15 protein-coding genes and 1 tRNA gene are annotated in these 14266 nt (G+C 29.3%); 3 read left to right on the top strand and 13 right to left on the bottom strand.

Annotated features, from left to right (window positions below; genetic code table 11):
* Positions 1 to 28: 28 nt before the first annotated feature.
* Entirely contained in the window at positions 29 to 412 is a 384-nt protein-coding gene (locus BM335_RS01345) for an START-like domain-containing protein (protein ID WP_090222240.1), read from the bottom strand.
* A 127-nt stretch (positions 413 to 539) separates the two neighbouring features.
* Between BM335_RS01345 and BM335_RS01340 the strand changes: the two genes are divergently transcribed.
* The 3 genes from BM335_RS01340 to BM335_RS01330 all read left to right on the top strand — a co-directional run bounded on the left by BM335_RS01340 (position 540) and on the right by BM335_RS01330 (position 2141).
* A tRNA-Met gene (locus BM335_RS01340) sits at positions 540 to 613 on the top strand.
* 43 nt (positions 614 to 656) lie between these two features.
* Positions 657 to 1841, top strand: coding sequence for a tyrosine-type recombinase/integrase (locus BM335_RS01335; RefSeq protein WP_090222238.1), 1185 nt, complete (start codon positions 657 to 659; stop codon positions 1839 to 1841).
* A 12-nt stretch (positions 1842 to 1853) separates the two neighbouring features.
* Positions 1854 to 2141, top strand: a complete 288-nt coding sequence (locus BM335_RS01330) for a hypothetical protein (RefSeq protein ID WP_090222236.1) — start codon at positions 1854 to 1856, stop codon at positions 2139 to 2141.
* Positions 2142 to 2188: 47 nt separating this feature from the next.
* Here BM335_RS01330 and BM335_RS01325 read toward each other — a convergent pair whose 3' ends face one another.
* From BM335_RS01325 to BM335_RS01270, 12 genes are read right to left on the bottom strand one after another with little or no spacing between them, the layout of a single operon-like run.
* Positions 2189 to 2842 (bottom strand): hypothetical protein, encoded by a 654-nt coding sequence (locus BM335_RS01325; protein ID WP_218157795.1) that lies wholly within the window; start codon positions 2840 to 2842, stop codon positions 2189 to 2191.
* A 1-nt stretch (position 2843) separates the two neighbouring features.
* Positions 2844 to 3254 carry a DUF5675 family protein gene (locus BM335_RS01320; protein WP_090222231.1) on the bottom strand — a complete coding sequence of 137 codons (411 nt, stop codon included), beginning with the start codon at positions 3252 to 3254 and terminating at the stop codon, positions 2844 to 2846.
* Positions 3254 to 3775: a phage holin family protein gene (locus tag BM335_RS01315; RefSeq protein ID WP_090222228.1), complete on the bottom strand. Its 522-nt coding sequence runs from the start codon at positions 3773 to 3775 to the stop codon at positions 3254 to 3256. Before BM335_RS01315 ends, BM335_RS01320 begins: the two co-directional genes overlap by 1 nt.
* Before the next feature lie 19 nt (positions 3776 to 3794).
* A complete protein-coding gene (locus tag BM335_RS01310) occupies positions 3795 to 4298 on the bottom strand; it encodes a DUF7103 family protein (RefSeq protein ID WP_090222225.1) in 504 nt (167 codons plus the stop codon).
* A 1-nt stretch (position 4299) separates the two neighbouring features.
* The gene (locus BM335_RS01305; RefSeq protein ID WP_090222223.1) at positions 4300 to 4815 is read right to left on the bottom strand and encodes a hypothetical protein; all 516 of its coding nucleotides are present in this window, start codon (positions 4813 to 4815) and stop codon (positions 4300 to 4302) included.
* Positions 4816 to 4824: 9 nt separating this feature from the next.
* On the bottom strand, positions 4825 to 6246 hold the full coding sequence (locus BM335_RS01300) for a BspA family leucine-rich repeat surface protein (RefSeq protein ID WP_090222220.1): 1422 nt from the start codon (positions 6244 to 6246) through the stop codon (positions 4825 to 4827).
* Between the two features lie 3 nt (positions 6247 to 6249).
* A complete protein-coding gene (locus tag BM335_RS01295; RefSeq protein WP_090222218.1) occupies positions 6250 to 6948 on the bottom strand; it encodes a hyaluronate lyase N-terminal domain-containing protein in 699 nt (232 codons plus the stop codon).
* Positions 6949 to 6959: 11 nt separating this feature from the next.
* Positions 6960 to 7151, bottom strand: coding sequence for a hypothetical protein (locus BM335_RS01290; RefSeq protein ID WP_090222212.1), 192 nt, complete (start codon positions 7149 to 7151; stop codon positions 6960 to 6962).
* On the bottom strand, positions 7151 to 8860 hold the full coding sequence (locus BM335_RS01285; protein ID WP_090222209.1) for a hypothetical protein: 1710 nt from the start codon (positions 8858 to 8860) through the stop codon (positions 7151 to 7153). The genes BM335_RS01290 and BM335_RS01285 overlap by 1 nt, the downstream gene beginning before the upstream one ends.
* Positions 8857 to 9222: a hypothetical protein gene (locus tag BM335_RS01280; protein ID WP_090222206.1), complete on the bottom strand. Its 366-nt coding sequence runs from the start codon at positions 9220 to 9222 to the stop codon at positions 8857 to 8859. Before BM335_RS01280 ends, BM335_RS01285 begins: the two co-directional genes overlap by 4 nt.
* Positions 9223 to 9227: 5 nt before the next feature.
* Positions 9228 to 10448, bottom strand: coding sequence for a DUF5977 domain-containing protein (locus tag BM335_RS01275; RefSeq protein ID WP_090222204.1), 1221 nt, complete (start codon positions 10446 to 10448; stop codon positions 9228 to 9230).
* A 4-nt stretch (positions 10449 to 10452) separates the two neighbouring features.
* Entirely contained in the window at positions 10453 to 14205 is a 3753-nt protein-coding gene (locus BM335_RS01270; protein WP_090222201.1) for a phage tail tape measure protein, read from the bottom strand.
* Positions 14206 to 14266 lie beyond the last annotated feature (61 nt).

Raw genomic sequence — 14266 nt, 5'->3', positions numbered from 1 at the left:
CAAGGTTCTTTTATGAGTATTTTCATTTTTAAGCGCCTATCGTATGTTTTAATTCATCTATTTGATTTTCCCAAAACATTTTAGCTTCATCTATTTCATCTTCATCTGCAAAATCGGTTACAATTAATGATACGTCTTTTGTTATTTCATCTACTTCTATACGAAATTCAAAAAACGATTTTTCATCATCTGTATCCATCCATCTAAATTTAATTTTTTCATCTGGTCGTTCTTGAAGTACTTTTGCTTTTTCTTCAGACCCATCCCATATAAATGTATATACTTCACCTCTTGAATTTACGTTATCGGCAAACCATTCTGATAATCCCGATGCGGTACCAAAATATTGATATAACATATGAGGTGATGCGTGAATTGGGAATTCTATTTCAAATTTTATTTTTGTTGACATGCTTTATTTTTAAACGCACAATATATATAATTTATCTATCCTAAAAAAATTTAAATTATTAAAAAATTATCCATTTTTTATTTGCTAGAACAAGTTTTTTATTTTTATATTTGCACCCTCAATAAATGGCGTGGTAGCTCAGTTGGTTAGAGCGTCGGATTCATAACCCGGAGGTCTCCAGTTCAATTCTGGATCACGCTACAAAATGGAAGTCAATAAGAATGCGCTCTAAAGCGCATTTTTTATGGCTTCAATACTTATAAAATTACGTACCGAATATTTTACCGAATATTCTATGAAGCAGTATTCTAAAGTAAAAATTTACCACGGCGGCAAGGATTTTGACTTGTCAAAGAGGTGGTATGTCTATTTTAATTATGCTCATCCAACGCTTAAAAACACTGATGGCTCTCCAAAGCTAGTGCAACAAAATCCTATTTATTATAACATAAATAAATTGTATCATATAAAGTCGGAACGTATGAAAGCATTAAAAGAGTTGAGGGATGATGTTGAGGAACTTCTAAAAAAAGGATGGTCACCATATGAAAATGAAGAAAGTAGAATTCAATACAAGGCTTCATATTCACTGGATTTTGCTCTAAAAATAAAAAAAACTGAAGTAAAGGAAACTACTTATAAAGATTATGAAAGTCGAATTAATCAGTTTAAAGATTTTCTGAACAAAGAAAATTTTATTGAACCAATTGATAAAATCGACAAACAATTAATATCTAAATTTCTTAAAACTTTCCCAGGAGCAAAAAACAGAAATAATGTTAAAGCTGCATTAAGTTCAATTTTTTCAATATTATCAGATGAAAGTTTAATCCCTTTTAATTTTATTAAAGAAATCAGGAATGCTAAAGTTCGTACAAAAGCTACAAAACTAATTGATGCAAAAACAATACATAAAGCCTACGAATTACTTAAAGAACAAGATCAGGATTTATGCGTTTACATAGATTTGATAAGTATTATGTTTTGGCGACCAATTGAAATAGTTCGCATTAAAATATCAGATATTGATTTATCAAATAAATTAATGGTTGTAAATACTAAAGGGAAAGATTCAAAAATAAAAATAATTCCTTCAATAATTTATGATGTTGTTGCTAATTATATAGAAAATAGAACTGGTAATATGTTTGATTTAAAAGCAAAATCAGACATTGATAAAAGAGGTTATATGACTGAACGATTCCGAAAATTCAGGATTAAAAACAAACTTGATTCTAAATTAACACCTTACTCTTTTAGGCATTACAGAATTACACAACTATATTTAACTTTAAGAGAAACTTTTAATCAAGAGGAAACAATTAAACAATTGAGTTTAATAACAGGTCACGAAAGTAAAGCTATATTCAATTACATACACACCAATGATATTGAATTACCTGAAGATTATTCCGATTATTTGAAATAAAATTTGCGATGTATGGATGAAACATTATTCAAAAAATTAACTAGAATATCATTTGATGACTTTAAACATAATATTGTAAATGCTCCATTTATTGATATAGATGATGATTATTACAGCACTTGTTTAAACGATTTAGAATCTGATATATCTGGGAGTTTTATTAAAGCATCAATTAAAAATGAATTTAATATTGAGTCTTCAGAATTAAATAATTTAATTGATAAATATCAGAAAATAGCTCATAAATCAGCTTTAAATTATATTCAAGATTTTAAAAAAAAATCAAATAATAAAGAATAATCAAATATTTACTTTATATTTGATTGTTGCCGAAAGGCAATTCTTTTTCATAGCAATTTACCCACTTCTAACAGAGAAGTGGGTTTTTTATTTTTATCAATAACAAAAGTTTGAGTGTTTCCGCAAGCATCCTTAATAATTACAGTAGCTTGTTTTCTTCCAAATAGTCTTGTTTTTATGCCTAAAAACTTCCACTGATTGCGTTCCCAATATTTAATAACATCACTTGTGTTTTTAAATTGCCGATCTGTTATGTTTAAGCTTAAAGTGTCATTTTCAAAAACAACATACCCTTTAATTATCATACAAGCTGTAGAATCTATTACAGGAACTTTTATGTTTTGTTTTTGCTTAATAGCATCTAAAATTGGTTGTAGATTTACGTTTTTAATAGTTGTATCTCTATATTTTAAACTTTGCGTAATAATTTGCTCAATCTTTCGAGTTGCTATTTTATTTTCTTTAAGAAATTGCTGTAAATCTTTTCTGTTGTATTCTAAATATTGGTCTAATTCTTTTTTAGTGTAGGTTTGTGAAGCAAATTTTAAACTATCATATTTTCTAATTTGCTCCATATTTTCAGCTTGTCGTTGCATTTCTACACCTCTAAATTCCCAACTTTTATAAAACCACACCACACAAATAATTGCTATTATGAGCGCATATGTTTTTAAATTTTGTATTGATAGCAGCTGTAACATTTTATTCATTTACAATTATTAATTCGAACTCTGCAGGAGCAATTTCTAAAATACGTTTTAATGTTTTTTTAGAAGAAGTAACATCTCTAAAACCATCACCATTAATATCTGTAAAAGCATTACCAACAATTATACAACCTCTTGTATCAGTATAGTAGTTTCCAAAATGAATGAGAATTAATTCGCGACCTTTAACATTTAATAAAATGTAATGCCATCCGTATTTTTCTGAATAACGTAATTTACAAGTGTATTTTCCTTCCGGAACTCTACTTATAGAATTATCGTTGTTACGGTCTGGCAACTCTAAAGCTTTGCATTCAAAAATTAAATTTACGTCATCATCAAAAAATAAAAACGCATCTAATGTTTGTTTAGCTTCCTGTACTAATCGTATTAATTTTGCTTTCATTATTCTTTAAAGTTTTTTAAATCCAAATTTTCTTCAAATTTTTTCAATTTGTTCATCCAACCAATTGGTGGAAACTTCCCTTTTGTTAATATTGAACTATTATAAAAAGCTGAGCCTGCTGGGTACATAAAAACAGTTAATCGCAAAACAATAACCAGGTACTCTTTTATAAATGAATCATCTTTTGCAATAGCATTAACTCCTTCAAATAAAAAGCCTACAGCAACCACTAATCCTATTTTAGTTATTAATCCTGTAATATTTTTTTTAAGTGAAAAATCACGTTTAATTAAATGAAGAATTGAACCAAGTAAATGATCTATTGCAATTGCGATAAATACAAACATTACATATTCTTGATTATCAAATGCCCAATGCGTAATTTTCTCCGTTACATAAGCAATTGGACTTAGTGCAATTGCTAATGAAGCACTTGATTTTAATTTTACTAAAAATGTACCTTTATGAATTAAAGCTAAATTTGAAGCAATAAATGTGTAAATTAGGGTGATGAATTTCATTTTTAATCTATTTTAATTTTTAATCTATTTTTCCGAGTGTTTCTCCAATAAAGTGAATTGCAATTGGAACCACCCCTAACCATTCCGCTATTAATAAGCTGTACCATTCAAAAACAAAATGGCCAAGCATACCAATAACAATAAAAGCTGCTGCATATATTTTAAATTTTCGTTGCTCTTTGGAACTGTACAAAATCATAACAACTATTGAGTAAGCAAAAAATAAACCTGCTAATGTAAAATGTAGTGTTGGAAAACTTAAATGTGGAGTAAGTACAACACCAGCTAATAATGCACCTAAAATTATGTTGTAGTTTTTTCGCCAGATGGCACCACTATAACCAAACATTGAAGCTGAAATTATTAGCAAAAAGTAATAGACTTGATTATGTTGCATATACACGTAATTACTAATACTATTGCGCACAATTCCGTTATCAAAAGCAATTAAAACTATTGGCATTGTTAGTAACAAAACTACAAGCCATTTTTCGTAATTAAAAAGTCGGTTTCGTAAATTCATTTTATTTAAAATTTTCTATTCTATTTTTAAATTCTTCTGCTTCTGGAGTATCAAATCTGAAAGCTTTTAATTTTGCTACATTATTGTAACTTAAATACAATTGCAATACTTGATTAATATTTGATTTAGTTGTTTCTAATTCAACTACTAAGTCTTTTAACGCTTGCGGAACATCTCCTTTAAGCAGGTAGTTTACTCCAGCTTTGGCTAACGAAGTTCTAAATTCATCAAAAACAATTTTACCTTGCTCAATTAGCTCATCATATAATTGCTGCGCTGTTGGTTCAATTTCTTTATTCACACCAACCAATACTTCCATAGTTTCATCATTAAAATTTGACAATTCTATTTCCTTATAACTTTCACCTTTATTCAATAATGGATAAATAATTAAGTAAAAACCTAATTGTTGTAATTGAATATCTGATAGCCCAATTGAAATAGTACTATTGCCTATGCTAGTTGGATACTTGGCGTACTTTTGTATTTGGTTATTTATTTTTGTTGCGTATTTCATATCGATTGTTTACTGAGGTAATAAAATTGCTTGTACATTATCAACTGAGCCATTAAAAGTTCTGCCTACTTGATTTATATATAAATTATATCCTGCACCACTAAATACTAAATCTTCTTCATAATGTCCAATTTGAGTTCTTGGTGTACCTAAAGTACCATTACCACAATCTATTCTAACAGAACCACTTATTAATGATACTATATCGTATTTAATTCTAAATGTTCTTCCTGTTAAATATGAAGGCAAACTTTGGTAAGCCCTACCCCCACCATTATCAATAAATAATCCTCCAGATATACTCCAACTAGAATCATAATTCCATTCTGTATCAGTATCAAAACCGCTATTTCTAATCGCATTATAGTTTTCAAGAAATCTATACCCTCCATCAGTTATAACCCATCCATCATTAATCAAATTATTTCTAGCTGTATTAGATGGACTGTTTAAAGTATATTTTGCACTTCCAGCACTAAATATTACATTACTTTTATGTGTTTGACTTTGCCATCCTATTAATAGTAAATCATAGTTATCCGAGTTAAAATAAGAAGTTGTGAACATTACACGAGCATCTGTAACTTGACTAATATTCCAATCACTTATATCTTGATTAAATGCATCTGATAAAAAGAACATGTAACTAATATCTTTCACAGATGCTGTGTTCCAATTATTTAATGGTTGATTGAATACTCTTGCATCTAAGAACATTTGATACATCGTAGTTACTTTTGAAACATCCCAATTATTTAATGGTTGATTGAATGATGTACTCCCATAAAACATTCTACCTAAATTAGTAGCTTTAGACATATTCCAATTACCTATTGCTGAGTTAAACCCACCACTTTGATAAAACATAGAAGAAAAATTTAAACCATTCCCAACATCCCAATTAGATAAATCATTAGAAAACGAACATAGTTGAAAACTTTCAGCAAAATTTATAACTTTAGAAACATCCCAATTTTCTAAATTATTTATAGTCATTGCACCATTTTCTGCAAATAACCTTTGAATAGTTGCATTTGTACCGAAAATAGGTATATCTAAAGCAGTAATATTTAAGTTTTGACAACCTTTAAAATTAAGTGCATACCAAATGTTTGTACCCCATTGTATAACTTCAAATATCTTATTTCTATCTGTATAACTATTAGATACAAAAGCTCCTATAATTCCACTTATTTTTACTGTATATGTACCTGCAGCAACATATGTATGAGTATTATTAATATCATTATAAGAAGTGATGTTTGTATCATTACTTCCATCACCCCAATCTACTGTAAAATCATATGAATATCCATTAGCTAAAGGAAGTGAAATTGTATCGTTATTAGCAACAACCCACTTAGTAATAAAAGATGTAACATCATTTTTTATTAATCCAAATCCAACATTTTTATTTCCGAATATTGCCATAATTTAAGGTCTTAAATAATTTGACATTCTAAATATTGGAGTTGTTCCATTCAAACATTGAGCAGAAATATAATTTACAATTCCACTTGTTGTAAAATCAATAGGTACATCATCAAAATCAGCAACATTAACGCCTGTTTGCCACGTTATAACATTGCTTGGCGAACTACTGCTAATATGTAAGTCTTGCACTTTTGCGCCTGCATAATCAGCATACTTTGTCATTGTTAATGTTACATTTCCTATTAAATGCAATTTATAACGAACCGCTAAACTCCAATCTAAATTAACAGTTCCGCTTACGTTACCTAAGTCTATAATTGTTTTAAAAGCTGGTTTAAGTTCGGCATAGCCAACACTATTAATTGGCAATAAACCTGCTGCACTACCACTATCTACCCAATCAGGCGTGTCAACGTCCCATATCCAAACGGTATCAGTTGCGCCAACAATGGCATAATTACCCTCAATGCCAGTTGGATGGGCGGCTCTTAATGCAGATTCTGTTGCGTAATATCCTAAATTTAAAGGATCGGCGGAACTCACCGTTTTGTATTGTAAATCATTCCAAGCTGTAACGCCATCACCGCGCTTTTCTTTTCCCGTGTCTGTTTCATAACCTTCTTCCCCCTCTGCTAGAGTTGGATTTCTTGAGGTCCACAGTGCAGCTGTTCCTCTTCTTATTTGTATTATATCTGCCATAATTTTACTTTTTAAGGTTCGCCACCATCACATTTTTGAGTTGGCAAATACACGCTATCTGGCGCGCCACCATCTATTTTTTTCGATGGGTATCCTGTTTTTCCAAACAAGCCATCTTCATCAACCGTTGCCAAATAAACTGGTGTTTCAACTGTTTCTAATTCTTTAACTTTTAGCTTTAATATTTTATGAATCCAACTCATTATTGCTCTATTTCTATAGTTTCTATTTCATCATAATTTTCAGGTAAATATTGATTACCTCCTTTGTATCTCCATTTTAAAACAAAAGTGTACCTATCCCAATAATTACCCCAGATAAAATCTCCTGGTTCTAAAATTTGAGAATTCACTGTATTGTCATAACCTTTATCAAAATAGTATTTACGGCCATTTATAACTACGGTATTTGGTTCTGGATAAACTGTGGTGTAAACATTTGTTACTTCAGTTCTATTTGAAGTATTACTTATGTTGTTTATGTTTTGAATGTAATTTATTCTGTTTGCAATACTTTGAACAGCTTTACTTGAAATTGTAGTGTTTTTAGTCACTAATTGTTGTAAAGTGTATGGTATAAAATCTGCAATAATTGCTTCAATTTGATGCTTATTAACTAATGGAAATGATACTTGTGAAATTCTAATTGCTCTATCAATTCCAAATTGACTATCTACAATTGTAACCAAATCACCAGCATCTAAAGTAATTGCATTCTCTTTAACATATTTTGGGTTTATAGTTGCGAAATACAACATTTTAGGCACGCTATTTTCATCTAAAAATCGTTGTGTTGCATCTTTTAAATCTTGTTCAGCTTTTATTACATAACTATAAGGCATTTCTAAATCCCCCAAAGTATAAGTATCTCCTACTTTTGGCATTAAAGTTTTGTTTGGTAATTTGTATGTATCACCATCAATAAATGGATTAAAATAGATGCGTTTATTGATGTGGTCATATTTCCATATCTCAAATTGATTTCCTGTTAGATCACCAGTTTTAAAAACAATTTTAGCAGTTAAACCACTTAGTAAATAATCATTAATATCGAAATCAATACTAGAATCTTCTATATAACTATCGGTTACATTAAAATCATTTTCTTCAAATAAAATATTTGTTACTGTTAAAGCTCCTGTGCGCTTTGGGTAAATTTCATCATCAGTAAATTGTGCTTCACGTATTCCAAAAATTGAAATATTTTTTTCAAGTTTCCTTTCTTCAAACACCAATCTTTTAGCTCTCTCTCTATATGTATATGGTATATTTTTTGTACCTCCAAATCCATATACACGGGTAAATACACTTTTATTATCTACTTGTCTGCGCTCAATACTGTAAAGACCATTTCCTCTACCGTATTGAAAGGTATAAGGTTTTACAGTTCCAATTGCTTTCTTAAAGTGAATGGTTTTCCCTACTAATTGAAATTCATATTTAAAAGCTTCAGAAACTTTTGTTAATGCAGTTCTACAAGTTTCATTTACAAAATCAATGGTTTTATCATAACTCTCATCAATGGTTCCAACTGTCCAACCTGTTGAAATTTCATTCATTGAATTCACAATCATTTGAATATAACTAGTTGCATTTCCAACATAGGTAAAATCACTTAAGCCATCCGATGAAATTAAAAGTTTATTGTACAAATCATACAACACACTTTGAAAAGTTGCAGTATATTTATAGGTATTAGAATTCACTTTTTCAATACCTGGTAACTGATTTAAATAGTAATATTTAGTATCAAAAACAATATAATCACCTAACTCAATAGGTAAAACTGCTGATGTAAAAAATTCAGAATTTATTCTATCTTCATTCATCAATTTTTTGGTAAGTATTGTTTTTTCATCAATAATTACTCTTGCAACTTCTACTGCACTCCTATATATAATTAACTCACTCATACTATTGTTAATTTTATATTGAAACTCGCATATACTTTTCCATAAATACGCACCTTATCTATTCTAAAACCATCAACAGCAAAACAATTAATTGCATTATTATCTAAAACAATTGAACGTAATCCTGCACTTTTAAAAACTGTTGAAAGTGAATTTATTTTAGATTTAAAATCTGTTATGTCATTTGCTATTATAAATCCATTCAATTCAAGTGTTGATGCTTTATGCTTTGTAATTTGATAACCTTCTTTTCCGTAAATTGTAAATAATTCTGTTTTGGCACTTTCAAGCATTGCAATACCTTTGGATGTTGAAATGTGTAATCCGTAGGTTGTAAATGATATGTTATCTATAGTATACATAAATATTAAGATTGAACATTCCAAAGTGGTTTATCACCAATCCAATGAGTTACTGAATTAGATGCATTTAATTGTATTACTAAAATATTTGAACCCTCAATAGTTGCTACTGGTTTATAACCAGGAGTTCCGTGCAATGGTGTTTGATTAAAAAATGACCAACTTTCTTCTGTAGTATTATTAATTTTATTGATTAGTTGATTTACTATTGATGTTGGGGTATCACCTAAAAGTGATGTATATGATACTGTTACATTATAAATCATAATATTGTAAACTGTTCCATGTACAACACCCTCTCCTACTTGAAATTTTTGAGTTCTAATACTACCATAAATTGTAATTTGACTTATATAATTTGCTGTTTGTTCAAATTGTGGTGACATTGTGCAAAAACCTTGTTCATTTGCATATGATTGTGTTAATATAGAATCTAATTCAGCTTGAGCTTTAGCATCTGCATCCGCTTGACTAATTAAAGAACTATATTTATATGCAGCAATTTCATAATTTACTGTCGAACCAAAATATCCGGATCCACAATCATTTTTAATCATTTCACCAAATTTTCTAGTATTGTAATAAACCGTTGGATTTAAAATACAAGTACCACTCACATTGGCATAATCTTGTTTGTTTTCACGCACCCAATTAATTGCTAATTGATTGGCTGCATATTGACTTAATGTACTTGTAAATTGTCCAGCAGTAGCAGTTAATGCAACTTCTGATCCGTGATAACCACTTTCACAATTATTTTTGATTGCACTTTCACTATATTCAACTGAATAATACGTTGTAGTTGAACTTCCAATATTACAAACAGCACCAACTTCTGGTTCTCTAAATTCAATAATTAAAGTTGAAGCGTTTCTAAAAAATGTAGGAGTAATTTTATCCACTTTCACACAAAATATACCATAAGGTGTTTCAAATGGAACAACACTTGTAAAATCATTAATTGTAGCTTTTAACAACTCAATATTAGTTTCAACTTCACTTTTTGTTCCTTTAATAATTCCAGCAAAATAAATAGTTCTACCTCCAAAAAACAGTTCATCAGCATCAACATATGGTTCAACTCCATTTTCATCATCCCATTCCTTTTGCGTTATACCAATTCTTTTAGGCATATCAAAACAACCTTTTACGGCAATTCCCTCACCAATCATTTTACCAGGAATAATTCCATAAGTACCTAATGCTATGTTGTTTAATTTATACATTTCTTTATCCTAAATCCAATAAATAATGTTCACGAGTATTCTTTGAAATATCTTTTAATTCTGCAACAGCAAATTGTAATTGTTCTACAGTTTGTGATGTATATAATTTTATGAGTTGAAGATTTTCAATTGCAGTTTTACTATAGTTTAAACCTGTTTTAATATCGTCTGCAACATTTCGTATAATTCCTGACAAAACTGATGCGGTTTCTTCAGTCATTTCTCGCCTTAAAGCTTTAGTAAGTGAATTTTGATAATTGTTAGAATTTCCAAAAACAACTCCAGATATTCCAGCATCAGATAATATTTGATTTAATGCTTCCATTTCAGAAGCTGAATTTTGTATTAATTCATTAAAATTGCTTCTTAATAGGTTTATTTCTGCTGATGTAAGAATTTTATCGCTTTCTGATAATGTTCCAAAAAGTTCAAAAAAATCATTTGTAGCATTCTCTAAATATTTAAGTTTAAAACTTTCAATTATAGCATCTTTCATTAGGTCCTCAAAAGTCCCTGCAAAATCTTCTATTGATGATTTCCCATTTTTAAAACCCTCCACAATACTATCAGTAATTGATTCTGAAGTGGTAGCGGTTAAAGTTTCATAAATCTCTATTTGTAAATTTTTTAACTTATGTTCTAATTCATCAATATTATCTTCAAATTCTTTAATCTTATCTGCATCAGTTCCAGAACCAGCACCTTTATCTCCAACATTTATTCCTAAGAATTTTATTTTTTTCCGCGCTTCTAGTTCTGCTTCTAATGCATTTTTATTAGCTTTTAACAATTCAGATTCTTCTCTTAATGCATCCAACCTCAAATCTATTTTATCAATACCTATTGCATCATTAATATCTCTTGAAAGTCTGTTTAAAACAATAGTTAATCTTTCAATTTCCTTTTCAAATTTTGCAGTATCACTTTCAATTTCAACAGTAATTGCAGCATTTAAAACTTGTAATGAACCTTGAATTACAGCAAGTGGATTTCCTGTTGCTACTCCAATAGCTATATTGCTAACACCTTCGGCAATACCAGCTAATTGATCTAGCAATTTTGCGGTATCTTCATCACCAAATTTTCTAAATAATGATGATGCTTCATTTAAAACTCCAATTATGTCCCCTATTGTTTGTTGAGTTTTATCTGCTGAAGCTTGTTCAGCATCTTCAATTTCTCCTTTAAGTTTTATAATTTCAGCTGCATATTTCTTTTCATCTTTTAGTTTTTCTGAAAGTTCTTTCTTTTTATTGTTTATTAATAACCTTAATTCTTTTGAAGATAAACTTGCAATAGTTCTATTTAAATCCTTGTATAAATCCTCTTGTTTGTCTAAACTTTTTTTAGCTTCATCAAGTTTCTTTTCTTCAGATTTAATTTTTTCTGCAATACTCAATCTTTCAGATTCAAACTGTGCTTTGTTCCACTCTTCATATAATTTTTTAATCTTTAATTCAATTGCAGCTATTGATGTGTTATCTATTGTAAATCTTAATTGAATTGGTGCTACCGTAGTTACTATTTTGTCAACTGCTTTTCTATCATTTAATCCAGATCCCTCTTTATCCAATGCTTCTAAAACTTTAACCTTATCATCCGCTTTTTCTTTAGCATTGTATAAGTTTCTTAAATAAGTAATGTAATCCTCTTCATTTAATTTGTATTGCACTTTTAATTGTTCTGCAAATTCTTTGTCATTATTTAACAATGCTAATTGATAAGCCTCATATTGTTTTTTCTTGTTTGACAATGATTTTTCAAATGATTCATCATCATTTTCTAATCCTGTAGGTTTAAAAGTCAAATAGGCTTTTCTTTTTTCTGCAGCTGCTTTAATTTCTTCATTTTCAGATTTTAAATATTCAGCTAATGCATTTGGATTTTTTTGATATGATTCTTTGGTTATTGAATTAATGTCATTGATGATTTTTAATACTTCTCTCCTTTCAGTAATAGCTTCTTTAATTTTTGAATAGGAGTAAGATTTATCATAAAAATCCAATTTTGATAATTCTGTTATCTTTTTTATTTCACTTAAAACATCCTTATATCCTTTTTCATTATCCCTCAACAATATTTCTTGCTTTGTAAGTTCTGATGTTTGTTTTTCTAATTCTTTAGTTACATTAAAAGACTTATCCTTAAAAAGTGTAATTGCGTTATCAAATTCAAATAAACGTTTGGTAATATCATTTGCATCACCAAATAGTTGGTCCCAAATACCGTTATTTTTGTCAGTAACAAATGCAGATCTAATTTTTTGATATAAAATATGTGGATCTTCCGTCAAAGAAATATTTAATTCTATTCCATTTAATTTTGCAAAATCTTGAGCTTCTTTAACTACACTATAAAATCCAGATAAATTCTTTTGAAGAATTGCATTTAGCTCTTCTTTCTTTCTATTTAAATTATCAATACCCTCTTCATATCCTGATAATTGAAGCCTTCTTTCATGAAGTTTATTTATTTCTTCTAATGTTCCTTTTACTTCTTTTAAAGTATCCTCTAAATTTTCATTTTTTATTTTATCTAGGTCTAAACTTTCTAAATAATCTGGATAATCCTTTTTTAATTCTTTTAAAATTTCAAGTTTTTTATCATATTCTGTATTAGTATCTATTAGTGTATTTTTCAGTAATTCATAAGCAGCAGCATTGTGAGCCGTTTCTTCTCGTAATTTAGACGATTGCTCAAATGCTTTGTTCAAAATTTTAGCCAATCCAGTGCTTAATTGTAAAACACCATCACCAATACCTTCTAAACTTCCTTTAATATTATTGCTAAATAATTTCCATTGATTTTCATTAGTTCCAACCATTTTTGAAAAAGCTTTTTCACTCTCACCAGCTGAATTGGATAATGCTTCAAAATCTTTTGCTGCCCCTTCAGCATTTTTACCAGCAATACCAAGTATAGCAGAAACAGCTTCTACACTACCAACTAATTTTTGAACACCAACTTGACTACCATCTGCTTTTTCATAAATTAATTGAAATGCTTCCTGAAGTGACATTGCATTAGACCAACCATCACCTAACGCTTGATTTGCTCCAATAATAGCTTGACGAATTTGTGTCATTGCTTGTGCAGTTGGAACACCTTGTTTAGTTAAAGATGCAATTGAAGCTAATATTTCTTGATAACTAATATTTGATGCAGCTGCTATTGGAGCAACGGTTGCCATATTTGCAGCTAATTCGCTAAATGTTGTTTTACCAAGTTTTACCGTTTGAAACATTGCATCTGCAACGGCTTCACTTTCTTCTGCTTCTAATTTAAATGCATTTAAAATAGTTGTTAAACCATCTGCAGCTGTTTCTGTATCTGTAATTCCACCAGTTGCAGCTTTTGTAGCTACTTCTAATAATTTCAACCCTTTTGCACCATCATATCCAGCAGAAACAATTTGATAATAAGCTTTTGCTAATTGTGCCGGTTTATCCGTAGAAATATTTGAAAGTTCAAAAACACTCTTAGCAATTTTGTCATAGTTTTTTTGAGTTGCCTCAGAAATTGTTTCTACTTCTTTCATTGCAGTTTCAAATTCTCTTGACATTTTATAGGCCGAATCTGCAATAATTGTCATAGCAGTTATAGCACCAACAGTTAATGCTGCAAATGGATTAATTTTAGATATAGTAGACCCTAAGCCTTGTACAATATTAACTGCATCAAGAGCACCTTGTCTCAATCCAGAATTATCTAAACCAGTTGCAAAAAACAAACTATTTTCACCTCTAACAGCACCCATTTAAAAAATATTTTGAATAAAAGTACTATTGGCATAAACAGAATTAAAGTATATTTGAAAT

Origin of the sequence: Lutibacter maritimus, assembly GCF_900116115.1 — a bacterium.
In the GTDB taxonomy this organism is placed as follows: domain Bacteria; phylum Bacteroidota; class Bacteroidia; order Flavobacteriales; family Flavobacteriaceae; genus Lutibacter; species Lutibacter maritimus.
This window is presented reverse-complemented; position numbering and strand designations above follow the sequence as displayed.

Excerpts from the sequence above, each read along its gene's own strand:
- BM335_RS01275 (WP_090222204.1), bottom strand. The coding sequence starts at position 10,448 with ATGTATAAATTAAACAACATAGCATTAGGTACTTATGGAATTATTCCT.
- BM335_RS01320 (WP_090222231.1), bottom strand. The coding sequence starts at position 3,254 with ATGAAAGCAAAATTAATACGATTAGTACAGGAAGCTAAACAAACATTA.
- BM335_RS01305 (WP_090222223.1), bottom strand. The coding sequence starts at position 4,815 with ATGAAATACGCAACAAAAATAAATAACCAAATACAAAAGTACGCCAAG.
- BM335_RS01345 (WP_090222240.1), bottom strand. The coding sequence starts at position 412 with ATGTCAACAAAAATAAAATTTGAAATAGAATTCCCAATTCACGCATCA.
- BM335_RS01280 (WP_090222206.1), bottom strand. The coding sequence starts at position 9,222 with ATGTATACTATAGATAACATATCATTTACAACCTACGGATTACACATT.
- BM335_RS01310 (WP_090222225.1), bottom strand. The coding sequence starts at position 4,298 with ATGAATTTACGAAACCGACTTTTTAATTACGAAAAATGGCTTGTAGTT.
- BM335_RS01325 (WP_218157795.1), bottom strand. The coding sequence starts at position 2,842 with ATGTTACAGCTGCTATCAATACAAAATTTAAAAACATATGCGCTCATA.
- BM335_RS01270 (WP_090222201.1), bottom strand. The coding sequence starts at position 14,205 with ATGGGTGCTGTTAGAGGTGAAAATAGTTTGTTTTTTGCAACTGGTTTA.
- BM335_RS01295 (WP_090222218.1), bottom strand. The coding sequence starts at position 6,948 with ATGGCAGATATAATACAAATAAGAAGAGGAACAGCTGCACTGTGGACC.
- BM335_RS01335 (WP_090222238.1), top strand. The coding sequence starts at position 657 with ATGGCTTCAATACTTATAAAATTACGTACCGAATATTTTACCGAATAT.
- BM335_RS01285 (WP_090222209.1), bottom strand. The coding sequence starts at position 8,860 with ATGAGTGAGTTAATTATATATAGGAGTGCAGTAGAAGTTGCAAGAGTA.
- BM335_RS01315 (WP_090222228.1), bottom strand. The coding sequence starts at position 3,775 with ATGAAATTCATCACCCTAATTTACACATTTATTGCTTCAAATTTAGCT.
- BM335_RS01330 (WP_090222236.1), top strand. The coding sequence starts at position 1,854 with ATGGATGAAACATTATTCAAAAAATTAACTAGAATATCATTTGATGAC.
- BM335_RS01300 (WP_090222220.1), bottom strand. The coding sequence starts at position 6,246 with ATGGCAATATTCGGAAATAAAAATGTTGGATTTGGATTAATAAAAAAT.
- BM335_RS01290 (WP_090222212.1), bottom strand. The coding sequence starts at position 7,151 with ATGAGTTGGATTCATAAAATATTAAAGCTAAAAGTTAAAGAATTAGAA.